The 23,631-nt window shown below is 32.6% G+C and carries 18 protein-coding genes; 3 read left to right on the top strand and 15 right to left on the bottom strand.

What is annotated here, in order from left to right; genetic code table 11:
- Positions 1 to 58 precede the first annotated feature (58 nt).
- Together BZARG_RS10320 and BZARG_RS10315 are read left to right on the top strand one after the other, a co-directional pair.
- On the top strand, positions 59 to 1,213 hold the full coding sequence (locus BZARG_RS10320; protein WP_008637948.1) for a serine hydrolase domain-containing protein: 1,155 nt from the start codon (positions 59 to 61) through the stop codon (positions 1,211 to 1,213).
- Positions 1,214 to 1,216: 3 nt separating this feature from the next.
- Positions 1,217 to 1,930 (top strand): 3'-5' exonuclease, encoded by a 714-nt coding sequence (locus BZARG_RS10315; RefSeq protein WP_008637959.1) that lies wholly within the window; start codon positions 1,217 to 1,219, stop codon positions 1,928 to 1,930.
- A 70-nt stretch (positions 1,931 to 2,000) separates the two neighbouring features.
- Here BZARG_RS10315 and BZARG_RS16045 read toward each other — a convergent pair whose 3' ends face one another.
- On the bottom strand, positions 2,001 to 4,076 hold the full coding sequence (locus tag BZARG_RS16045; RefSeq protein WP_237702592.1) for a GEVED domain-containing protein: 2,076 nt from the start codon (positions 4,074 to 4,076) through the stop codon (positions 2,001 to 2,003).
- Between the two features lie 165 nt (positions 4,077 to 4,241).
- Here BZARG_RS16045 and BZARG_RS10305 point away from each other — a divergent pair, with 165 nt between their 5' ends.
- On the top strand, positions 4,242 to 5,933 hold the full coding sequence (locus BZARG_RS10305) for an ABC transporter ATP-binding protein (protein ID WP_008638009.1): 1,692 nt from the start codon (positions 4,242 to 4,244) through the stop codon (positions 5,931 to 5,933).
- A gap of 419 nt (positions 5,934 to 6,352) precedes the next feature.
- Here the strand turns inward: BZARG_RS10305 and BZARG_RS10300 are convergent, their stop codons facing one another.
- The 14 genes from BZARG_RS10300 to BZARG_RS10240 form a co-directional block, all read right to left on the bottom strand.
- Positions 6,353 to 7,006: a CoA transferase subunit B gene (locus BZARG_RS10300; RefSeq protein ID WP_008638091.1), complete on the bottom strand. Its 654-nt coding sequence runs from the start codon at positions 7,004 to 7,006 to the stop codon at positions 6,353 to 6,355.
- Between the two features lie 42 nt (positions 7,007 to 7,048).
- A complete protein-coding gene (locus BZARG_RS10295; RefSeq protein WP_008638060.1) occupies positions 7,049 to 7,750 on the bottom strand; it encodes a CoA transferase subunit A in 702 nt (233 codons plus the stop codon).
- Positions 7,751 to 7,835: 85 nt separating this feature from the next.
- Positions 7,836 to 9,737, bottom strand: coding sequence for a TonB-dependent receptor (locus tag BZARG_RS10290; protein ID WP_008637998.1), 1,902 nt, complete (start codon positions 9,735 to 9,737; stop codon positions 7,836 to 7,838).
- 60 nt (positions 9,738 to 9,797) lie between these two features.
- Positions 9,798 to 10,496 (bottom strand): carboxypeptidase-like regulatory domain-containing protein, encoded by a 699-nt coding sequence (locus tag BZARG_RS16170; protein WP_008638083.1) that lies wholly within the window; start codon positions 10,494 to 10,496, stop codon positions 9,798 to 9,800.
- Positions 10,486 to 11,250: a GLPGLI family protein gene (locus BZARG_RS10285; RefSeq protein ID WP_040288466.1), complete on the bottom strand. Its 765-nt coding sequence runs from the start codon at positions 11,248 to 11,250 to the stop codon at positions 10,486 to 10,488. Before BZARG_RS10285 ends, BZARG_RS16170 begins: the two co-directional genes overlap by 11 nt.
- 74 nt (positions 11,251 to 11,324) lie before the next feature.
- Positions 11,325 to 11,705, bottom strand: coding sequence for a hypothetical protein (locus BZARG_RS10280; RefSeq protein WP_008637924.1), 381 nt, complete (start codon positions 11,703 to 11,705; stop codon positions 11,325 to 11,327).
- A gap of 902 nt (positions 11,706 to 12,607) precedes the next feature.
- Positions 12,608 to 13,372: a GLPGLI family protein gene (locus BZARG_RS10275; protein ID WP_008638035.1), complete on the bottom strand. Its 765-nt coding sequence runs from the start codon at positions 13,370 to 13,372 to the stop codon at positions 12,608 to 12,610.
- 153 nt (positions 13,373 to 13,525) lie between these two features.
- Positions 13,526 to 16,204 carry a TonB-dependent receptor gene (locus BZARG_RS10270; protein WP_008637969.1) on the bottom strand — a complete coding sequence of 893 codons (2,679 nt, stop codon included), beginning with the start codon at positions 16,202 to 16,204 and terminating at the stop codon, positions 13,526 to 13,528.
- Between the two features lie 30 nt (positions 16,205 to 16,234).
- Positions 16,235 to 16,990, bottom strand: coding sequence for a GLPGLI family protein (locus BZARG_RS15305; protein ID WP_008638028.1), 756 nt, complete (start codon positions 16,988 to 16,990; stop codon positions 16,235 to 16,237).
- 134 nt (positions 16,991 to 17,124) lie between these two features.
- Complete coding sequence (locus BZARG_RS15300) at positions 17,125 to 17,880, bottom strand: GLPGLI family protein (RefSeq protein ID WP_050807302.1); 756 nt, start codon at positions 17,878 to 17,880, stop codon at positions 17,125 to 17,127.
- A gap of 68 nt (positions 17,881 to 17,948) precedes the next feature.
- Complete coding sequence (locus BZARG_RS10255; protein ID WP_008638000.1) at positions 17,949 to 18,155, bottom strand: hypothetical protein; 207 nt, start codon at positions 18,153 to 18,155, stop codon at positions 17,949 to 17,951.
- 1,001 nt (positions 18,156 to 19,156) lie between these two features.
- Positions 19,157 to 19,894, bottom strand: a complete 738-nt coding sequence (locus tag BZARG_RS15295; RefSeq protein WP_008637951.1) for a GLPGLI family protein — start codon at positions 19,892 to 19,894, stop codon at positions 19,157 to 19,159.
- 219 nt (positions 19,895 to 20,113) lie between these two features.
- Complete coding sequence (locus tag BZARG_RS10245) at positions 20,114 to 20,884, bottom strand: GLPGLI family protein (protein WP_157998030.1); 771 nt, start codon at positions 20,882 to 20,884, stop codon at positions 20,114 to 20,116.
- Positions 20,885 to 21,275: 391 nt separating this feature from the next.
- On the bottom strand, positions 21,276 to 23,609 hold the full coding sequence (locus tag BZARG_RS10240; RefSeq protein WP_008637940.1) for a penicillin-binding protein 1A: 2,334 nt from the start codon (positions 23,607 to 23,609) through the stop codon (positions 21,276 to 21,278).
- Positions 23,610 to 23,631 lie beyond the last annotated feature (22 nt).

The following is a 23,631-nucleotide window of genomic DNA, read 5'->3' as shown; positions in this document are numbered from 1 at the left end:
TATAAGCTACTCCAGCATCAATTTAATTTCTTATATTTAATTTTCTAAACTAAACGACATGAAATTCCTAAAATCCCTTTTAAAATGGGCTGTTATTGTATTCGCGCTTATTATTGCTACACTTTACATAACAGATACTGATTATCTTTTAAAAGCCATCCGAACAATTTATTTTAAAGGCTATTCTACAGCATATCTTGAAGATTATAAGCAATTCGATAATCAACTTATTGCAAATGGCACACCTCAACCTTGGCCAAACCATCAAGACTATAACAGAGTAAAAGAAACAGAGACTCTTGAAAAAATAAACGAAGAAAACGGTACAATTGCTTACGTAATTATTAAAAACGACAGTATTTGGTTTGAAAATTACTACGGTGGCTTTAATGAAAATTCCAAGGCGAACTCTTTTTCTATGGCTAAAAGCTATGTATCAGCTTTACTAGGAAAAGCGTTAATGCAAGGTCATATTAAAAGTTTAGATCAACCAGTTAGCGATTTTCTACCAGATTTTAAAGGCGGACTTGCAGACAAATTAACGGTTGGCGATTTATCATCAATGGCTTCAGGAACAGATTGGGAAGAAGCTTATTATTCACCTTTATCCATTACAACACGTGCATATTTTCACGACGATTTGGATAAAGTAATCAGTCGCGTTTCTGTTGTTGAAGAACCAGGACAAGCTTATAAATATTCTAGTGGTGACACTCAAATGCTAGCCATGGTTATAGAAAAGGCCACGGGTAAAAAGTTATATGATTATTTAACTGAATCGTTTTGGAAACCTTTAGGATCTGAAAACGAAACGCTTTGGCAAGTTGACAGTGAAGATCACGATATGGTTAAAGCCTATTGTTGTATAGCTAGTAATGCCAAAGATTTTGCGCGTTTAGGCAAACTTTATAAAGATCATGGAAAATGGCAAGGCGAACAAATTTTAGATTCTGCTTTTGTGGCTAAATCTATTAAACCACGCTTTAAAACAGGTCCAGAATATGGTTACGGTTTTTGGTTAAAAAATATAGATGAAAAAGAGTTTTTTATGATGCGCGGCCACTTGGGACAATATGTTATTGTAGAACCAAATGACAACGTAATAATCGTTAGACTAGGTCATTCTAAAGGCCCTGGTGATGAAGCAGCAACGTTTACACCAGATATATCAACTTATATTGAAGAAGCTTATAAAATGCTTGAAAACAACTAAACTATGATTGCAAAACTAAATCTTGAAAACATCCTATTTCTAGACATTGAAACCGTACCAGAAAACAAGCATTTTTCAGATTTAGATGAAACGAAGCAACAACTTTGGGAAGCCAAATCGTACTACCAACGTAAGGATGATTTTACAGCCGAAGAGTTTTACGATCGTGCTGGTATTTGGGCCGAATTCGGGAAAATAGTCTGCATATCCGTAGGATATTTTAAAATGGAAGGCGAAATCCGGAAATTTAGAGTTACTTCGTTTTACGGTGAAGAAATTGTTGTTTTAAAAGATTTTAAAAATCTGATTAATTCGCATTTTAATGAAAACAAACATCTGCTTTGTGCGCATAATGGTAAAGAATTCGATTTCCCTTACATAGCGCGCAGAATGATAATTCATAATATAGAATTGCCATCTAAACTGAACCTATTTGGTAAAAAACCATGGGAAGTTCCACATTTAGATACGTTGGAATTATGGAAGTTTGGAGATTATAAAACCTATACCTCTTTAAAATTGTTAACCAATGTATTGGGTATTCCATCGCCTAAAGATGATATTGATGGTAGCGAGGTCTATCGCGTTTTCTATGAAGAAAAGAATATAGATCGCATTATGATTTATTGCGAAAAAGACACCATTGCCGTTGCGCAGATATTTTTGCGACTTCGAGGTGAAGAATTGCTTCATGACAGTGAGATCGTTCATATTTAAAAAATAAAGTAATATCATAAAAAAATCCGGAGTTTTCACTCCGGACTTTTAGATACTAACTAAACTAACATTATTCTTTAATAAATCGCTTCACTTTTGTTTTCTCTCCAATATTTAACTGAATTAAATACATACCATTTTTCAATTCAGAAACATCAATAGTCTCCGAAAAAGCACCTTTTAACACTATTTGTCCAAGCATATTACTTACCTGGTAACTTTGTGCTACTAATCCATTTAAGGATACTGAAATTGCTTGTTTTGCTGGATTAGGATATAATTTAAATAAATCATCATTAGATGTCGTGGTTACGTTTTCAAAAGATCTTGAAGCGCCGCCAACACAGAAATTAGTTGTTTCAGAGCTACCAAAAGAACCACCACTAGCTAGTGTTGTTCCTCCGTCTTTTAAGGTATAAGATCCATTTCCATATGAACAACAGAAACCATCTCCATAAACATCTTTAACAACCAATGAATAACAACCAGCAGATAAATCTACATTAATATTCAAAGTAGAACCATCTGGTTGCGAACCATATGTGCCTCCTGAAGCAACTGTAGTACTGCCATCAAGAATAGACCATGATGTTTCTTCTGGATAATTGTCAAATTTTAAAGTTAATTGAACTGTTGTATTACCACCAGAACTTCCGCCATTTACAATATTTACCGTATAATCTTCAACTTCACCGTAACTAAAGGTTTCACATGACGTTGGAATAGCATTGTACTTCATGGATACACGCATTCTAGTTTCACCACTAAGCGCCGATGAAGGAACTGTAAAACTCCCACTTACTGGCGTTGTTTTAGATGCCGATTTTGTCCAGACTTGTTCTCCTGGATCTGTAAAATCACCATCTTGATTATAATCAATCCACATGGCATAACCTTCGTTATATGCAGATCCAGACCAAGTAGGTGTTACCGATAATGAATAGTTATTTCCTTTTGATAAATCGGTTGAGGTACCTGTAAAGTTTGAATACGATTGTGCACCAGACGTTTTATTTATAGTACCTAACTGAACTCTAGAAATATACTCATCACTTACACTCTTTCCTTTAGAGTTACAATACTGAGTACCTGTCTGACATGGAGCACAAGAAGATCCACCACAGTCAACGCCTGTTTCATCTCCATTTTGAACACCATCTGAACAAGTAGGTGTACTTCCTCCGCCATTACATTTTGTTGAAGCACCTAAACTAGCTCTAGAGCCTCCTGGAAGTACAGAAGCACGCATTCTGTTTTTTTGTCCTTGTGTAAATAAATTCATACAGCCATCGTCACTATAATCCATATAGTTTTGAACCATATCTACAGTTCCACATGATACAGCACCGGTAGCACAACCGTAATTTGCACCACCAGACGTTGGCGTATCGGTAACGTAATCGTCAACCGAGCATCCACCATCGCCCCATATATGACGCAGGTTAAAGAAATGTCCAACTTCGTGTGTCGTTGTTCTTCCTAAATTAAAAGGTGCAGATAAATAAAATCCAGATCCACCATTTTTACTTCCAAAATAACTAGGTCCCATAACCACACCATCTGTAGCAGCATTTCCGCCTGGAAATTGAGCATAGCCCAGAATTCCACCACCAATATTGCAAACCCACATGTTTAAATATTGAGATGTATTCCAAGGGTTTACACCACCTTGTGATGATTTTTTCATAGCATCACTGGTTCCCCATGATGTTTTTGAACTTGATTTTCTAGTAATCCCATTGGTTGGGTTACCATTAGGATCTACAGTGGCCATACAAAACTGAATTTGAGTGTCTGCCGCTTGCGACCAAGTATTGTTTGCGTCTGAATTCAGTCTTCTAAAATCATCATTCAGCACTTGTATTTGAGATAAAATTTGAGCTTCACTAATATTCTCATTGGAGTTAGAATAAATAACGTGCACAACTACTGGAATTGTAACAATAGAACCAGTAATTTTATTCTGTTCCAGACTTTTAACTTTATTTTGGGTATAAGCCTCAATTTGAGACATTCTTTGTTCAAGACCGGGATCTTCATTTTTTCGATGTTCCAAGTTATCCATAGTAGCACAATTTCGCTCTTGGGCGAAACCAACTCCTACAAACATCAAGGATAAAATTAGTAATTTTAGGGGATTTTTCATGATAATTAATTGATTTTTAGGGTTTATTTTTATTAAATTCTCATGAATTTAATAAATTATTTTAAAAAAGATAATATTAGATCCCGTTTTTCGTTGAATAACAATATAAAAAAACAGTTTACGGTTTTACCACAATGGTACTGAAGAAAAGACCTACTTTTACGTATGCGAACAGATAAAATCTTACAGGTAAACAACTTGAGAATTTCGTTTTTCAACAATCAAATTGAAAATGAAATTATACATGGGATTTCTTATGATTTGTTTCCAAACGAAATTCTGGGAATTGTTGGCGAATCGGGTTCAGGAAAATCGGTTTCGTCTTTAGCTTTAATGGGACTGCTTCCTAAAAATATCTCGAAAATCACGGAAGGCTCTATTCTTTTTAAGAATCTAGATTTAACAAACGTTTCTTCTAAGGCATTTCAAAAAATACGTGGCAAGGAAATCGCAATGATTTTCCAAGAACCTATGAGTTCCTTAAATCCATCGATGCGCTGTGGTGAACAGGTTCGTGAAATATTATTGAACCATACTAAATTATCCAAAGCAGCTGCAAAAACAGAAACCCTAAATTTATTTGAAAAGGTAAAGCTACCAGATGGCGCACGTGTTTTTAAAGCGTATCCACACGAAATTTCTGGTGGACAAAAACAACGCGTAATGATTGCTATGGCTATTGCGTGCAAACCAAAAGTCTTAATTGCAGATGAACCAACTACTGCGCTTGATGTAACTGTTCAAAAAGAAATTATTCTACTGCTTAAAGAATTGCAACAAACCGAAGACATGAGTATTTTATTTATTTCTCATGATTTATCGCTAATTTCTGAAATATCCAATCGAGTTTTGGTCATGAACCAAGGAAATATCGTAGAACAAGGCAGCGTCAAAGAAATATTTAATCATCCAAAACACACGTATACCAGGGCATTAATTAATGCTAGACCTGATTTAAATGTGCGCTATAAAAGATTAGCCACCATTAAAGATTATATGAATGATACGATTGATAAAACCATTGTTACTGCTGAAGATCGCGTTAAAAATCATAAAAAAATATATGCCAAGCAACCCTTATTAACGGTCAACAATTTAAATAAAACCTATTTCTCTAAATCTGGTTGGTTTAAGAAAGATGAATCTTTTAAAGCAGTAAATCAGGTTAGTTTTAAATTATTTGAAGGTGAAACATTAGGTCTAGTTGGCGAATCGGGTTGTGGAAAATCGACTTTAGCCAATGTAATTTTACAACTGGATAACGCTTCATCTGGCGAAATAATTTATAAAGGTGTTGATATAACAAGCTTACCAAAAACTGCTATTCGAGAATTGCGTAAGGACATACAGATCATATTTCAAGACCCTTATGCATCATTAAATCCGCGAATTCCGGTTGGAAGAGCCATTATGGAACCCATGAAGGTTCACGGAATCGGATCATCCGATTCGGACAGAAAGGAACGGGTGTTAAAATTATTGGAGCAAGTAGGTTTGGATGCATCATTTTTTTCGCGCTATCCACACGAATTTTCAGGCGGTCAGCGTCAACGAATTGGTATTGCAAGAACGATTGCTTTAGAGCCTAAATTGATAATTTGTGATGAATCGGTTTCAGCATTAGACATTTCTGTGCAGGCGCAAGTATTGAATTTACTGAATGATTTAAAAGAGAATTTTGGATTTACTTACATATTTATTTCACACGATTTAGCCGTGGTAAAGTATATGTCGGACAATTTAATGGTCATGAATAAAGGACAAATTGAGGAAATGAATGATGCCGATTTAATTTATGCCAATCCACAAAAGGCATACACAAAAAAACTTATTCATGCTATTCCAAAAGGACTATAGCATGAATAATTTTTTAGTCAAATACATTAAACTTTTAATGAATCGACCTGTGTTTTTGACATTCATCAGTATGCCATTTGTAAAATGAGTAGGTTGTTCTGGTAGATTTGAGGCAAAATTCATAATTGGTTAAGTTTAGGTAGATTTGAGTCTCTTTTTAAAATATTAAATTATGATAGATTTGGGATAAATCACAATTTAAAACTTAAAAAAGAATACTTAATTCATTCGTTAGTTTTGGGATTGCTAATATCAAATATAATCTCATATTATCTGTCATAATACATATATTTTCGATGAACTGCACTTAAATTTAACGTTTTAACATAATTTAACTGTTTTTCTTACAATAAAATAATTGTAAGAAAAAAAGCTACCTGAATAAGTAGCCTTTTTTGTGAAGATCAAATTGAATTTGCTTAAATGCTCATTTCAGGGATTTCACCTTCTATGATTAGCGTTCCTTCGGTTGCTTTTTGAATCTCTTCAACAGAAACACCAGGAGCCCGTTCTAAAAGCTTAAAACCTTTATCTGTCACTTCTATAACTGCTAGGTTGGTTACAATTTTTTTAACGCAGCCTACGCCTGTCAACGGTAATGAACAACGTTTTAATAATTTGGATGCACCCGCCTTATTAGTATGCATCATGGCCACAATAATATTTTCGGCACTGGCAACTAAATCCATAGCGCCACCCATACCTTTTACCATTTTTCCCGGAATTTTCCAGTTGGCAATGTCACCATTCTCCGCAACTTCCATAGAACCTAAAATGGTTAAATCCACATGTTTTCCACGAATCATGGAGAAACTCATAGCTGAATCGAAGAAACTAGCGCCTGGTAAGGTTGTAATAGTTTGCTTTCCAGCGTTTATAATATCGGCATCTTCATCGCCATCAAAAGGAAATGGTCCCATACCGAGTACACCATTTTCACTTTGAAATTCTACTTCTATATCGTCGCGCACGTAATTGGCAACTAAAGTCGGGATACCAATTCCTAAATTCACGTAGTAACCATCTTGAACCTCTTGTGCAATACGTTTTGCTATTCCGTTTTTATCTAACATTTTTTATCAATTTGATGATTTGTTAATTTGATGATTTGAAAATTAATTCCGAGTTCTAACAGTTCGTTGTTCAATGCGTTTCTCGTAATTTTTACCTTGAAAAATACGCTGTACAAAAATACCTGGTATATGAATTTGATTTGGATCTAATTCGCCAACAGGCACTAACTCTTCCACCTCAACAACAGTTATTTTTGCGGCACCACACATATTTGGATTGAAATTTCTAGCAGTTCCTTTAAAAATTAAATTTCCCGCTGCGTCTCCTTTCCAAGCTTTTATAAAAGCAAAATCGGCTTTAAATGCATGTTCTAACACATACATTTTCCCATCAAAGTCACGAGTTTCTTTTCCTTCAGCTACTTCGGTTCCGTAACCAGCAGGCGTATAAATTGCCGGAAAGCCAGCTTGAGCGGCACGACAACGTTCGGCAAGTGTGCCTTGAGGAATTAATTCTACATCCAATTCACCACTTAACATTTGGCGCTCAAATTCATCATTCTCACCTACGTAAGACGAAATCATTTTATTTATTTGACGTTTGTGTAATAATAATCCCAGTCCGAAATCATCAACACCAGCATTATTAGAAATACAGGTCAATCCCTTTACTTCCAATTCTACCAGTTTTGCAATACAATTTTCAGGAATACCACTTAATCCAAAACCGCCGAACATAAAGGTCATATTATCCGTTACGCCTTTAAAGGCTTCGTTAATATCTGCAACTTGTTTATTAATCATGTCTCTATTTTTTTGCTTCGGAAAAATACGAAATAAAAAAGCCATTCGGAAACCAATGGCTTTTGAAATTTTTAAGAATAGCTTTTTAAAATCTGTATTCCAATTTTAATAATACATAACGTGGTAACAATCTATATTCTGTGGATGAACTAACAATATCACTAATGTTATAATTTCTAAAAGTTTTAGTATTAAAAAGGTTTTTTCCTGTAAGTCCCAATGTTAGCTTATTTTCTATTAGTTTATAGCGTGCATCAAAATCTAAAAAATAATAGGCCTTGTCTTTTATTAAGTTTCCAAAATAGTAGCGTTCCGTTTGAAATTGTACGTCAAACACATCGTTAAATAAAAAAGTCATATCTAGAAAACTGGTATTATCAGTAAATGAGTTTTTTATGGTAGTTTCTATAACGTTTGTCGTCCATTTTGTGCCTATATGAAAATTGAAAACACCTTTAAAACCAGAACGCAGTTCTAATCCTACATTATAATTATTAGAAATAACTTGCCTTAAACTGGCGTTATTTATACTATTTTTAAAATCGCTTTTACTATACCCTAAATCTAACTTTAGATTTGAGGATATAAATTTAAAATAATAATCAAATTTAGAATTAACACTAAAAAACTCACGGTCTTTAATTAGTATTTTTTCGGCTTTTGCAAAGTTTTGTTCAATATGCGTGTTTGTTGAAAAGAAATCGTGATTTTTATTATAGATAAAGAATGTATTTGCAAAAAAGCGATCACTCCAATTACCCAATTGGTAATTTAAGAAAAAGCTTGAAGCATTCAGCTGATTAAAACTGCCTGTTCCTTTAGAAAATGAACGGAAACCTGTTAACACAAAATCGCTAAACACATCCATCATCTTCGCATTGCTTGTATTATAAGAGTAGGATGAAGCTATTTTATTTTTATCATTTATTTTCCAATCAAAACCTAAACTTGGATTAACGAAAAATGGCGTTTGATTATCAGAAATCCCGTTATTTTCCAGCGTATTAAAAAGCTGGTGTAGATCTAAATTTCCAACAATACCAAAATTATTAATCTTTAAACGGTATTTACTTTTAAAGTATAAATCATTAACTAAATAAGCTGTATGATTTTGGTAACCTTCAGGCGCCTCTAATACTAAATTGTTTTCCAATAATGAAAAAGCGGTTGAAAGTTTATCCTTTCTAAAAGCATTACCAATTTGCAGTTCTAGTAAATCCCCATTTTTTTTCCTATTTAACAAATGCGCATTAATACCTGCAAACTGCATTTGACTGTTACTTTTTTGAGTCACATTATCTGCCGTGGATACACTTGGAAATAAATCGTGATAAAAAAACTGATTAACACTATAATTCTGCGGTGTTTTTTCGTGAATAAATCGTCCAGTTAAAAGAAATACCTTTTGGTCCTTAAATTTATTAGTATAGTTTACCTTCTGATCTAGAAGCGTATTTTGGTGTTTTAAATTCTCAATCGTGGCGTTTCCATTGAACACTAAATTAGCGCTATTATTATAGTCACCAAAATTATATTTGGTGGTAGTTTCAAGCATTTTAGTTTTAGAAATATTATAAATTAAATCTAGTTTTCCAAAAGCTGTCAATTTTTTGTTGCGGAGTTTATACGTTTCGGTATTCATAAAGCTTGCTCCACTAACATCAACAATATCTACACTGTTTCTAAAAAAGTCCGTTTCATCCCAATTAAAGAATCCGAGTGTTTTAATTTTCAATTTATCGGTTGGATTAAAAATAGCGTTAAGTGATACCAGTTCAGCATTATTAAAATTAGTTCTACTATCTTTAAAATTCAGATTTCTAGGAGCTAGACTCAAAGATGAACTTACGCTTTGATTATCGCCAATACTTGCTGGTTCATTCATTCTAAAAGGCCTAATAAGATTATTTATATCCCCTGTAGCATCATAACCTACTGTATTAAAATTAGTAAAGAAGTAATATTTATTCTTTTTGCCAAAGTTCATTAGATTTCCTTTTAGTGAATAAAAATTATCATTACCTATACTGGATTCTATATTGCCAAATCAAATGCGTTTAGCATCCTCTTTTAATTTTAAGTTTAGTGCTACTTTATCACTTTCTTCAATGCCTTTTAGCAAACGGTTATTGGAGTAGTTTTCTAAAACTTCAATTTCTTTAATAGGGTAAGAAGGCATGTTTTTTGATAAAATTTTATAGCCTTTTTCAAATAAATCATCGCCATCAATCATCAGTTTTTCAATTTCTTTGTTACCAACTTTTATGGTTCCGTCATCATCAATTATTAATCCTGGTATTTTTTTTAGAAGATCTTCAACGGTTTGCTCAGTGCCATTTGAAAATTTGGCTGCATTAAAAACTATGGTGTCCTTTTTTACTAAAATAGCCTGAGATGATTTTATAATCACTTCATTTAGAATTGTTAGTTTTTCTTTAAGTAAAACATCAATCTTTAACTCTTTATCATTAGTGACCAAAGTCATTGATTTATTCTCAAAACCTAATGATGCAAATGTTAAATAAAAACTTCCTTTATCCTTTAAGTCAAAGCTAAATTCACCTTGTTCATTAGTATAAGTGTAATCCAAAATTGATCCTTCAGAATTATCTTTTATAGTAATACTTACTGAATTTATGGGTAAGTTATCTTTATTGGAAACTACGTTTCCCTTTATTTTATTAAATTGAGCATAAGAAGATAGACAGAAAAAAAGAAAAAAAACTTGCAAAAAACTAATTTTCATATATTTCAATTGATTTGTAAACTGGGCTTTTTACTTTCACGTTGAAATTTCGACCAACTTTTGTTCCGATTTTTTTTCCCAAATCGTCCATGAATTGATTTAATGAATTAATATACTCTTCTCTATTAATCGTTTTATATGACTCAACACTATCAATTTTTTTTACAAACTGATTGATATTTTCGATTTTAGTGACAATAAATTGAACCTCATTCAACTCATCATGCGCCTCCAAAATTGTTCCTGGAAGACCATGTAATTTCCAAGGTCCAAAATAGTTTGGGAGTTCAGATGTAAACCAAACTATATAATTCCTCCCTGCAAAATAGCCTAAAGCTTTAGAGCAGTTGTACGAACCTATTTGTTTTGTTTCTTTAGTTATATTCCATTCAATTTTAGGAATAGCTTCATTTACTAAAAAAAACTTTTCTTCCTGAAAACCCTTTTCTAGTTGTAAAATAGAATTCAGAACTTTATTTGACTGAATAAAATATCTTGAACTATCCACTATCTTAAATGAAATTAAATTAGCGTCATCATCTTCGTTCGTTAATTTGTTTTTCGTACTGTCGTCAATCTGGTAACTAAAATAAGATTGACTTTCATTAAAAAATAAAATAGCTGAATACTTCTTATATCCATCGAAATTAAGAAACATATCATATTCTATTTTATAATTGTAAGTTTTTTCGTTTTGACCTTGGACATGAAGGACTGTAAAGAATATACAAATAACTGTTAGGAGTTTTTTCATTTATTTCTATTTAACAAAACCTATGCTGACAAATAGCCAACATAGGTTTATAATTTTTTGATTTTTATAAATTCTTAATTGCTTAAAGCATTTTTAATTTTCTCTAGAACTATATTCGCAATTTCTGCGCCTTTTACCATCACCTCGCCGCATGACCCACTAACTGCTACACTTATTTCTACAGAAGCTACACCAACATTAACACTGCCAGTTACTGTTATCGTACAATCTAACAGTGCATCAACCGACTTTAAATTTGTTATGATAAAATCTTGAACTTCTTGGTTAATCTCTGTAACTGATTTATTTGTAATATCACCCAAGTTAAGAGTTAACTCTATTTCATTTGAAGAAACAATTTCGGTAGAGCTTAAATCAGAATTTGTTTTGTTATTTGCTGAAGCAAATGTTGAAGCTAGCATAAGAGCTAGGGCAAAAAATACATTTTTCATCATTAATAAAATTTAAAACCTTATATTTTTTATTCTACATTAGGTTGATTAATAAGCGTTGTTGGCTTGTCATAAAGCCTTGAAGTTTTCTCGATCATGCTTCCGGCAATCATCTTTAGGTCTTCAAAACTCTAAATAAGCACTCTCGACTTTTCAAACGTAAAGTAAAAAAAAGAAACCTACGTATTTTTTATCGTCGTTTATTGCGTTTCATCGAAAAGTAGTAAAATTCGCGTTTTCGAGTTACGGTTTAACCGTAAAAACACCCTCTGTCAGCACTTTGGTGTTTTAGGATTTTTAAAATATGACACTTTTCAAGGTATTTGGCTTGTAAAATGAGTAGACAAAATGATGGGAATACAGAAGTTGATATTAGTTTGACAAGTGAATCATTTCAATGTTCGAAATGACATTGTTACATGTTATTCTAAACAATCTTATTACTCAAGATTAAAAAAATGACATTTAGAAATCTTGTTTCTATAATTTTTACTTGCATTATAATGACTTGATTTTGTTACAATTTACAAACCACTTTAAACATATAAAATCAAGCATAACTCACTCTTACAATAACCTGGTTAAAGAAGTACGCCTTTTCTAATAAATTACAGTTGTAACAATCTATTTTTTATACCCATTAATAAGGACCTTTTTTATTCTAGTTTGCTAACCCATTGATGAAAACACCAGATTAAATTTCCCTTTAAGTTTAGTTTAAATAGTGAAATCACCCATTTGATCCGTATAATAGTATGTAAAAACAGATTGATTAGCGTCATCTTTTAGTACAATATTAGCGGATAACACACCGCCAACACTATTGGTAACGTGACCTGAAAGTGAAGTTTATGAAAACAGAAATTTTTAAATATGATAAAACAGTGCTAACATCAAATCACTATTTAATCTGTTTCTATTTCCCATTCGTAAGTTATTTCCTTTTGTGAACTCCTTGCTGATGGTGTAAATTTAAACTGGCTATTTCTTGGTACTTTTGTTGCAATAACTTTTTCTTTGTCTTTATACAATTTATCTTTAAGACTAATAAATGTTTTTAACTCTATTTCTTTTTCTGCTTGAGGTTTACTTATTGTTTCCTGCGTTCCTAGAACTACTTTTTTAGCGAAAAAATATAGTTGATTTAAATCGTCTTTGGCCTCTAAAATTAAACCGGGTAATCCATTTAATTTCCATGGACCAAAGGGTAATGGAATTTCATTGGTAAACCAAACTGTATAATTCCTACCTCGAAAAACACCAGTCGCTTTTTGACAATTAAATTGACCTATTTTCTTGGTTTGGGTTGTTAATTGCCAAGCTATTTTAGGAATTACTTCTTTAACTAAATATGTTTTTTTAAAAAAGGTATGAATACTATATAGCGCGCCTTCTTTTTTACTCGTATAGTTTGTTGGTCTAACGTCCATTTCTTTAATTACAGCAATACTGGTCTTGCCATCGTCGTCTTGATTATAGACCTTGTCTTTGATTTTACCCGAACTCTTTAACTGTATAAACAATGAAGCATTTGTATTAAAATTTAACTTACCTGTAGTTTCGTAAGTAATGCCTAAATCTGTAACATATCCGTACTCCACATAACCAATGTTTTGAGATTGTAAAACAGATGTAATTAATAATATTACAATTATTTTAAAAAAATTCATTTTTGTTTGGTTTTAATAGACACCGATAATTATTTAGCGTGTCGTTTTAACCTTGTATTACTAATTTAACTCAGTATGTATGCTACTAAATTACAATTACCAATATTATTTAATTAAGTTCCAGGATCTGTCTCCTGCAATAGCACCATGTAGCTACAATTTATAAGCCACCTTAAACATAAAAATTCTAGGCATAATAAAGGTTTTACTATCGCTAATATAAAAACTTGAAAAAGAGTTTTGTTGTTTAAACTCCGTATTAAAAATATTTGAAACGCCAATTTCAAAACCCCACGGACTATTTTCCGTTTGGTAAAACAAAGATGCATTCGCGTTGTCGGATTGATTATTTATACCGGTCGTTTTGTTCTTATAACTATCAAACGTATAATCGGCTTTTATGATAAAATTCTCTAAAAAATCATACTCTAAACGGGTAAAAACCTCATCATTTTCAAAATTTGTTTTATTCCCAAAAGCTTTATAGTTGCTAAAATCTTTTGTGTAACCAATTTCAAAATTTGGCCAATTTTTAAAAAACGATTCTAAACTAACGGTGGATGAAATGCCTTTTGAAATATTTAAATGTGTTTGATTATTAACTACCTGATAGAAATCATTATAGCGAAAACGACTTTTAAACTTATAGCTTATTTTTTTAATTTTCTTATTTATAGCGCCATTAACCGTCCAACTGTGCTCTGGTTGCCTGAACATAATTTCTGTATTAAATTGCTCAATACCATTTAACTGTGTAACGGTTTTAGTCTGTTCAATTTTTTTATTAACGCTCGTGCCAATATTTAAATAGAAACCTTTAAAAAAACTGGATTTATAATAATACAAACTAGCTGAATGATACAATTGATTTTCCAGATTTGGATTCCCCTTATAAACTCTATTAAAGCTAGATAATACAAAATTACTAGCTAATTGATCAACGCTGGGGAAACGCGAATTCAGTTGATACTTAAACCTTATTTTTTCGCTATTATTAAACTCTATATTTGAAGTGAATTGTGGTAAAAACAAAGCTTTTCTTTTAGAATCACTATCATTAAGTTGCTTGGTGCTCCACAAATAAAGATGGTAGTATATAGCCGGTTTAAAGGTGGCTATACCTATTTGAAACTTGTACTCCAAACCTATAAAAGGATTAACAAATTGGTATTGAAATTCGTTACCAAAACCAGCACTTTCAAAATCATTAATACTGCCATCACTTAATAATTGGGAGTCGTTTGAATACAAATCATTATAGGCGGCATTAACGCCAACGCTTGTGTAAATATGGTTAAAACTATTTAACACCCAGTAATCCTTAACAATGGCATTTGCCACGTGCGTTTTAATTTTTTTATTTTGTAGAATATTATAGAAATTATCAGTTTCCAACGGTATTAGCCCTTGCAGTATCTGCTGGTTGGTTACCCAATTTGTAATCGGTTTATCATTTTGGTAGGTGTAAGATGCTTCCAAAGTTCCTGTATGATTATCATTGAGTTTTTTACTGTAACTTATATGCTGTTTTAAATTGATGTTTTTAATATCGGACTGGGTCTCAATTTGGTTATTTTGTGCCGGATTTATAGTTGAAATAAATCCTTGACTATCATTGTTAGTAATTTTCACAAAACTGTTAAAACTCAAGTCTTCTTTAAAACTTGGCGCATAATCATAGGTTAGTTTTCCTATTGTAAAAAAGGTGTTTACGTTGTTGGCGCTTGTTCTATCTTCAATAAAAGGTGTGTTATTATCTAAATAAGCTGTATTGGTTTCGCTTTGCGCTTCTGTTTTGGCATTGTTAGTTATAACATAAGCACTTATATCGGAATCTTTACTTATGGATTGCCTAATATTTGCAGCTGCAAACTGATTGGTATTGGCTTTAAAATCATCATTATTTAAATACCTGGCAAAATCGCTATTAAATAATTCTATATAGCTTCCGGCATCTTGCAAAAGTTTACTGGTACCGCCTTCAAACTCCAAATAGTCGCGAAACGTAAAACTTTTAACGCCAGTATTATTAATGTCACCTATAAAATTTATAGTTGTTTCTGGACTGTAATAAAATATGTTGGGATGCAGCATATAACGCTCTTTTATCCCTGCACCACCCTCCACATCGCCAAATACAAATTTTTTCTTATCCTCTTTAAGCGTTATGTTCATGGCTAAATCGTCACTATCCTGTAAGCCTTTTAGCATGGCAACTTTATTGTAATTATCTAACATTTCGACCTTGTCTATAGCATCGGCAGGAATATTGTTTACCGCTAACTTGCTATCGCCTGTAAAAAACATTTTATTCTCTACGAGTACTTTGGTTACGCGTTTTCCGTTGGAAGTCACATTGCCATCTCTATCCACCTCTACGCCTGGCAATTTTTTTAAAACATCCCGTAGTTTACGCTCTTCACCCGTTACAAATTTATCTGTTAAATAAATGATTGTGTCTTTTTTTACTGTTACTGGCGGTGTGTAATGCAGTTCTACTTCCGTAAGTTGATTCAAACCTTCTTTAAGCGTAAAACTTTTAGAAACATCATTTTCTTCTGCTGCCAGTGTTAAATTTTGCGGGAGATAACCCAAATAGCTAACCGTAACTTCATAAGTATGGTTTGCTTCTAATTTTAAAAGATATTTACCTGCTTTATCCGTAATCGAAAAACGCATATCGGCATTTTCGGCATTTGGAACCGCCAAAATATTAGCATATTCTAATGGGTTTCGAAGACTGTCCTTAATAAAGCCTGTAATCTCTATATTTTGAGCTTTAACAACTACCGATATCAAGATTAATAGAATAAAAATAATTTTAAATTTCATACAACACTTGTTTTCAGTAGCTATAATTTTCTATCTACCAGAATTCTCTTTAAGTGTAGAAAAGGAAAAGTCATTCTGTTTTTTGTAGTCTTCTTTACTTATGGTTTTACCTTCTGGCCAATTTATAGTGATTGCTTTGTTAGGGTTCAATACTATTTTTTTCGCTACAAAATGTACCATCTGGTCTTTATACTCTAAAACAAGTCCTGGTAAATTACCTACGTATTCTTTTGGGCCAAATGCTACAGGTATTTGCGGTGTGTACCAAACTGTAATGGGAACTTCACCTATGTTCTCCAATGTTTTATAAGTAATGGCTTTATAACAAGTATAATTGCCAATTTTTTTCATGTCTTTAGTAAGTTGCCAAGTAGGTTCTTCTAGGTTACTTTCTATTAAAAGTTCTTTGCTAGAGTTATCATTTAAAATTTGTTTTTGAGTCATTAGGTTGGTATAATAATCACCTTGAGTTACCGATCTAACCGCTAAAATCATCATTTTGTCTGCATTACCTAAACCCATCGTATTTACCAATCCAAATTTAGAGTTAAAACCGTTAAAGTTTAATTTACATTCCAAATTTGAAGCTGCTTGAGCCATATTAACAACCATTTGAAGTCCAGCCTTATTGGCCTCTTTCTTAAACCGTTCAGCAACTGCATTATAAATTGGCTCTAAACTAACAGAGTAGGTAATAGTACCTGAAACTTGGCTGCTTTGAGCAAAACTAAAAGCGCTATTTAGATGTATTAAAAGTATTACAACACCAAAGAAATATTTTTTCATATTGTTATGTTTTTTGAAAATTATATCACCAAAAGAGCAATTTAACTGTGATACAATCTGTGACGCCGCTGAAAACTTGAATTTTGGCTTTGAAACGCACCTCATCAATAATTAATTATAATGACTAATTTTTATTATCTGCCAGAATTCTCTTTTAAGGTTGAAAAGGAATCACTATTCTGTTTTTGGTAATCTTCTTTACTTATGGTTTTACCTTTTGGCCAATTTATAGTGATTACCTCTTTAGGATTTAAAACAATTTTACTGGCAGTAAAATGCACAACATTATCTTCGTACTCTAAAACAAGTCCCGGTAAATTACCTACGTACTCTTTAGGCCCAAATGCTATAGGTATTTGCGGTGTGTACCAAACTGTTATTTTCACTTCACCTATGTTTTCTAATTCTTGGTAAGCAATGGCCTTATAGCAAACATAATCACCAATTTTTTTCATGTCTTTAGTAAGCTGCCATTCAAAAGTATTCAGATCACTTTCTACAAACGTATTTTTAGTCCGATTTACATGTAACATTTGTTTCCCAGTAATTAAATTGGTGTAATAAATGCCTTTAGCAATCATAGCTTGAGCCAATAATGCTAACCTTTCATTATCGCCTAATGCCATCCCATTATCCACACTAAATTTAGATTGTTGTCCTTTATAAATTAAATTACAAGTAAAATTTGAAGCAGTTTTCACAATAGGTGTTAGGTATTGTAAAGCGGTTTTGTTGGATTCATTTTTATAACGTTCTTCCATTTGGTTATAAAACGGTTCCAAACTTACAGAATAAGTAACAGTGCCAGAAAAATAGTTACTTTGCGCAAAACTAAATGAACTATTAAAGTATACAAAGAGTATAAAAACGTAATAAACTAAATTTCTCATATTTCTTAAAATTTAAAGCCATATTACATTTTATAAGTAACATGGCTTATTATCATATATAGTCCCACTTATTCACATAAACCTAAAGCGAATTCTAAATAATCACCAGCAATGAAACTATCGTTAAACGTTTCATATAGTTCTTGGGCAGTATCCCAAGCTTCATCTTCACAAGATTTTTCTTTTTGTTCAATTTTAAGAACGTTCAAGTTGACGGCATTAATGCTTCCCGCAAAAAACAATGTTAATATGAAAATACTAAATAATTTTTTCATGATTTCTAAAATTTAAAACCTATTCCCAAATTTATAGAACAGATTGGTTAATAAACGTGTTTGGCTTATAGTAAAGCCTTGAAGTTTTAATTTAGAAGTTTTGTTGAAGTTTTACACTACTATTCCGTATTCGGAAATTAAAAAACTGACGCCAGTTTAAGATCTCGATCATGCTTCCAGTAATCATTTTTAGGTCTTCAAAACTCTAAATAATTACTCTCGGCGTTTCAAACGTAAAGTAAAAAAAAGAAACCAGCTTGTTTTTAATCGTCCTTTATTGCGATTCATCGAAAAGTAGTAAAATTCGCGTTTTTGAGTTACGGTTTAACCGTAAAAACACCCTCTGTCAGCATTTTAGTGTTTTTGAGTTTTTGAGTTTTGACGTTTTTTAAGCTATTTAGCTTGTAAATAAGTAGACAGAATAATAGGAATATGGAAATTGTAATTAGTTTGATACGAGATTCATTGCATATTCGGAGTGACATTGTTGCGTTTTGTTCTAATCCATCTTATTACTCTAGATAAAAAACTAGCAATTAGAAATATTGTTTCTACAACTCTTACTTGGATTAGAATGACCTGCATTCGTTACAATTTATAAGCCACCTTAAACATAAAAATTCTAGGCATAATAAAGGTTTTACTATCGCTAATATAAAAATTTGAAAAAGAGTTTTGTTGCTCAAACTCCGTGTTAAAAATATTTGAAACGCCAATTTCTTAAACCGTTCAGCAACTGCATTATAAATTGGCTCTAAACTAACAGAGTAGGTAATAGCGCGAGAAACCTGGCTGCTTTGAGCAAAACTAAAAGCACTATTTAGATGTATTAAGAGTATTACAACACCAAAGAAATATTTTTTCATATTGTTATGTGATTTGAAAATTATATCCCATTAAGAGCAATGTAACTGTGATACAATCTCTGACGCCGTTGAAAACTTAAATTTTGGATTTTGAAACACACCTCATCAATAATTAATTATAATGACTAATTTTTATTATCTGCCAGAATTCTCTTTTAAGGTTGAAAAGGATTCACTATTCTGTTTTTGGTAATCTTCTTTACTTATGGTTTTACCTTCTGGCCAGTTTATAGTGATTGCCTTTTTAGGGTTTAAAACAATTTTACTGGCAGTAAAATGCACAACATTATCTTCGTACTCTAAAACAAGTCCCGGTAAATTACCGACGTACTCTTTAGGCCCAAATGCTATAGGTATTTGCGGAGCATACCAAACTGTAACCAAGACTTTACTGGAAGGCAACTCCTTATAGCTTGTAGCTTTATAGCATATAAAGTCACCTATTTTCTTGGTTTCTTTAGTCAAGGTCCAATCAATATTTAAATTGGATTCAATATATGTTTTATCACCATATCCTTCTTTCAGTTGAAGTTGTTTATTAGTTTTTAAATTTGTAAAATAAGTTCCTCTACCTGTTAACCCTATTGCCATATTATAATGCCTATCTTTTTCACCGATTGCTAAACCTTTATTTATTTCAAATTTAGATGTCGTTCCGTTAAACTCCAAGATATACTGAAATCCTGATGCTACTTTAATTAATTCTTTGTTGATTTTGAGTATATAATTATTAGGATCGTTTTCGTATTTTTCCGAAAGCAGATCATAAAAACTATTTAAATCCACAGTGTATTTTATAATACCACTCGTGTTTTGTCCAAAAATGCTACTTAAAGAAAGTAGGAGTAATAAAGTTAATAATCTATTTTTCATTATTTATTTATTAAAAAGGGTGAAACCATTTAGAGTTCCACCCTATTAGTTATCTTAAGTACAAGTAGACATAATATACTGAAAAGCAAGCCCAGCTTCAAGACTATCTGTTGCTTGACTGTAAACATCTTCAGTGTAATCCCAAGCCGGCTTTTTACAAAGTATAAAATGTATTATAATATCAAGGGCCTCGCTGACTGAAAATATTTAAACATGCGACTACCAATCCTCATTATAATTTTCCATTTTTTTTGTTAAATCACCAATTAAGCTTTCAAATTCTTGTTGACTAATTGCTTTAGAATCATCAACTTTTTCTATACCTATGTTTGTTATTGGTTCAATTTTTTTAACTGTAACAACAGCTCCTTGCAAATTTACTTCTGCAATTAAGCCGGGTAAATCCATAAAAATATCTGGACCTGCCTGAATAGGTATTGATGGAATAAACCAAGCTTCAACTTTTAATTCTTTATTTGTTAAAGCGTCATAATAGTTGCCTTCCGCTTTCATGGCGTCTAAACCTAATATTTTTTTATTTTCCTTCTTTATTACCCAATTAAAAACATAATTCTTCCTTTTTACACTATAATTCACACCTCCCAAGTCTCTAATAACAACAATACTATCTTTTTTATGATTGGCGTAAACCTTCTCATTAAATGAAGCAAACCTTTTTGCCAAAATTAATTGCATATTTTCTTGGGAAGATTCGTTTTCTTTACTTAAAAAATTTTCCGACTCAAAGAAAGAGTAATCTTTATTTATTGTAAGAATGTAATTTACATCTTTGGCTCGATTAATAATTTGTTCCGTAAAACGCTGAGCTTTTTCGTCCATATTATCAATGGAACCATGAAGTTTAATTTCTGAAATATAATAAGTCACCTTATAATAAGGTGTTTGTGCGAATAAACTTGAAAAAGTAACAAAGAAAATTACGTACAAGATACTCTTTAAAGTTCTATTATGTAAAAATATAAGGTTCATTTTTATCTTGGAATAAAGATTTATACTACTAGTCCGCATCCGGAAATTAAAAAAACTGACGCCAGTTTAAGATCTCGATCATGCTTCCAGTAACCATTTTTAGGTCTTCAAACTCTAAATAAGTACTCTCGGCGCTTCAAACGTAAAGTAAAAAAAGGAAACCGACTTGTTTTTTATCGTCGTTTAGTGCGTTTTATCGAAAAGTAGTAAAATTCGTGTTTTTGAGTTACGGTTTAACCGTAAAAACACCCGCTGTCAGCATTTTAGTGTTTTTGCGATTTTCAATTTATTGATACCAAATAAAAAAGCCATTCGGAAAAGAATGGCTTTTGGAGTTTTTACAATTTGTTATAAATCCTGAAATGAGATTCATGCCTCGGCAGGAATTTGGTTAAAAATCTAATTCATCTGGAATTTCTTCTGATGGATCGGCCTCTTCATCGCCAGAATCATATGTTGCACAATTTACTTGAATGGTTAATTTTTTAGGTACGATAAAATCATCTTTAGAAATTTCTAATTCTTCATCTTCATAGCAACTCCGCATATACATACCCCAAATTGGTAGCGCCATAGATGCACCTTGTCCATAGCTAATGCTTCTAAAATGCGTAGCACGATCTTCTGCACCAACCCAAACACCCGTTACTAGATTAGGAACCATACCCATAAACCAACCATCACTTTGGTTTTGTGTCGTTCCCGTTTTTCCAGCAATTGGGTTTGTAAATTCGTATGGATATCCTGTTATAATTTCTGGATAGGGACCTGTTTTTGGCATCCATGTACGTCTTAAGCGAGCTCCAGAACCACTTCGCGTTACACCTTCAAGCAATTTAACAGTTACATAGGCCGTTTCTTCGCTAATAACGTCTCGTGATTCGGGTGTAAATTGATATAAAACTGTACCATTTTTATCTTCAATATGTGTTACCATAACCGGTTTGGTATAAACACCTTGATTGGCAAACGTAGCATAAGCAGCCACCATTTCATACACACTTATATCCGCCGTTCCTAAACCAATAGAAGGTACTGCAGGAATTTCAGATTCCACGCCTAATTTTTTTACTAAATCAATGACAGGTTGTGGCCCCACTTTATCCATTAAACGCGCCGTAATAGTGTTTACAGAACCCGCTAAACCAGCTTCCAAGGTCAGTTCGCCAGCATAATCGCCATCAGCATTTTTAGGTGTCCAAGGGTTTGGATTACCAAATTTCATAGCTTCAATAGTTATTTGAGAGCGGGGCATTTTATAGCAAGGCGATAAATGCAACTGGTCTATGGCTGTTGCATATACAAAAGGCTTAAAGGTAGAGCCTACTTGACGCTTTCCTTGTTTTACATGATCGTATTGAAAGTGTCTATAGTTCATACCGCCAACCCATGCTTTTACATGTCCGGTTAACGGATCCATGGACATCATACCTGGGTGTAAGAATTTTTTATAATAACGCATAGAATCCATTGGTTTCATAATGGTATCTATTTCGCCTTTCCATGAAAAAATAGACATGGCTGTTTCTTTATCAAAAGATGCAATGATTTCTTTATCAGTTTTACCAGCTTTTTTCATGACACGCCAGCGTTCCGATTGACGCATACCACGTTGCATTAATGCCTCTACATCACTTTTGCTTAACTCTAAAAATGGTGCTGTAGCATTTCGTTCTGGTGTATTTTGATTATCGAATTCCGCTTGAAGTCTGGGCATATGCTTTTCTACAGCATTTTCCGCATGGGTTTGCATACGCGAATCGATAGTAGTATATATTTTTAAACCATCCCCATATAAGTTGTATTTTTCGCCATCAGGTTTTGGATTGTTTTTAATCCAATCCTTCACGAAACCGTCCAAATACGCACGAAAATATGTAGCAATACCATCCCTATGTGATTGCGGTGAATAGCGTAAACCCAAATCCAATGCTTTTAACGAATCACTAGTTTTTTCAGTGATAAAATTGTATTTGGCCATTTGATTTAATACCACATTTCTTCGGTTTTTTGTTCCAACCGGGTTTTTATGAGGTCTGGGATTATATAAAGATGAATTTTTAAACATACCCACTAACATAGCAGATTCTTTAATATCCAATTCATCTGGTTCTCTATTGAAATAAATACTTGAAGCAGAACGAATTCCATCAGCATTATTACCGAAATCATAAATATTAAAATACATGGCAATAATTTCCTCCTTGGTGTATTGTCTTTCTAATTTAGTAGCAATTATCCACTCCTTCACTTTTTGAGTGTATTTATCCAGGCCTTTTGAACGAACACCAACAAATAATTGACGTGCCAACTGTTGAGAAATAGTACTAGCACCACCTTTTCCTCCTAAATAAACAAGCGCTCTTAAAGTTCCACGGGCATCAATTCCAGAATGCTCATAAAAACGAGCATCTTCTGTTGCTACCAAGGCATCTACTAAATTTTTTGGCAATTCATCAAAACTAACGGGCGTTCGGTTGTCGTTAAAATAGAATTTTCCAAGCGTTTTCCCATCAGAAGAAATAATTTCAGTCGCTAAATTTGTCTTCGGATTTTCCAAAACGGTATAATCTGGCAATTCGCCAAAAACACCCCATGATGCTAATAAAAACAACATTACAACAGCTAAAATTCCTCCTAAAAATAATTTCCAAAACCATCTTACATAACCTTGAAATTCGTTAGATGTATTTTCTTGCTTTTTTGCTTCTTTCTTCTTTGCCATTAGTGTAATAAACTAGTTTGTA

It is taken from the genome of Bizionia argentinensis JUB59 (genome assembly GCF_000224335.1).
Lineage (GTDB): Bacteria > Bacteroidota > Bacteroidia > Flavobacteriales > Flavobacteriaceae > Algorimicrobium > Algorimicrobium argentinense.
Note: the sequence above shows the minus strand (reverse complement) of the source record. Positions and strands in the feature narration are given on the sequence as shown.

Excerpts from the sequence above, each read along its gene's own strand:
- BZARG_RS10320 (WP_008637948.1), top strand. The coding sequence starts at position 59 with ATGAAATTCCTAAAATCCCTTTTAAAATGGGCTGTTATTGTATTCGCG.
- BZARG_RS10315 (WP_008637959.1), top strand. The coding sequence starts at position 1,217 with ATGATTGCAAAACTAAATCTTGAAAACATCCTATTTCTAGACATTGAA.
- BZARG_RS16045 (WP_237702592.1), bottom strand. The coding sequence starts at position 4,076 with ATGAAAAATCCCCTAAAATTACTAATTTTATCCTTGATGTTTGTAGGA.
- BZARG_RS10305 (WP_008638009.1), top strand. The coding sequence starts at position 4,242 with ATGCGAACAGATAAAATCTTACAGGTAAACAACTTGAGAATTTCGTTT.
- BZARG_RS10300 (WP_008638091.1), bottom strand. The coding sequence starts at position 7,006 with ATGTTAGATAAAAACGGAATAGCAAAACGTATTGCACAAGAGGTTCAA.
- BZARG_RS10295 (WP_008638060.1), bottom strand. The coding sequence starts at position 7,750 with ATGATTAATAAACAAGTTGCAGATATTAACGAAGCCTTTAAAGGCGTA.
- BZARG_RS10290 (WP_008637998.1), bottom strand. The coding sequence starts at position 9,737 with ATGAACTTTGGCAAAAAGAATAAATATTACTTCTTTACTAATTTTAAT.
- BZARG_RS16170 (WP_008638083.1), bottom strand. The coding sequence starts at position 10,496 with ATGAAAATTAGTTTTTTGCAAGTTTTTTTTCTTTTTTTCTGTCTATCT.
- BZARG_RS10285 (WP_040288466.1), bottom strand. The coding sequence starts at position 11,250 with ATGAAAAAACTCCTAACAGTTATTTGTATATTCTTTACAGTCCTTCAT.
- BZARG_RS10280 (WP_008637924.1), bottom strand. The coding sequence starts at position 11,705 with ATGATGAAAAATGTATTTTTTGCCCTAGCTCTTATGCTAGCTTCAACA.
- BZARG_RS10275 (WP_008638035.1), bottom strand. The coding sequence starts at position 13,372 with ATGAATTTTTTTAAAATAATTGTAATATTATTAATTACATCTGTTTTA.
- BZARG_RS10270 (WP_008637969.1), bottom strand. The coding sequence starts at position 16,204 with ATGAAATTTAAAATTATTTTTATTCTATTAATCTTGATATCGGTAGTT.
- BZARG_RS15305 (WP_008638028.1), bottom strand. The coding sequence starts at position 16,990 with ATGAAAAAATATTTCTTTGGTGTTGTAATACTTTTAATACATCTAAAT.
- BZARG_RS15300 (WP_050807302.1), bottom strand. The coding sequence starts at position 17,880 with ATGAGAAATTTAGTTTATTACGTTTTTATACTCTTTGTATACTTTAAT.
- BZARG_RS10255 (WP_008638000.1), bottom strand. The coding sequence starts at position 18,155 with ATGAAAAAATTATTTAGTATTTTCATATTAACATTGTTTTTTGCGGGA.
- BZARG_RS15295 (WP_008637951.1), bottom strand. The coding sequence starts at position 19,894 with ATGAAAAATAGATTATTAACTTTATTACTCCTACTTTCTTTAAGTAGC.
- BZARG_RS10245 (WP_157998030.1), bottom strand. The coding sequence starts at position 20,884 with ATGAACCTTATATTTTTACATAATAGAACTTTAAAGAGTATCTTGTAC.
- BZARG_RS10240 (WP_008637940.1), bottom strand. The coding sequence starts at position 23,609 with ATGGCAAAGAAGAAAGAAGCAAAAAAGCAAGAAAATACATCTAACGAA.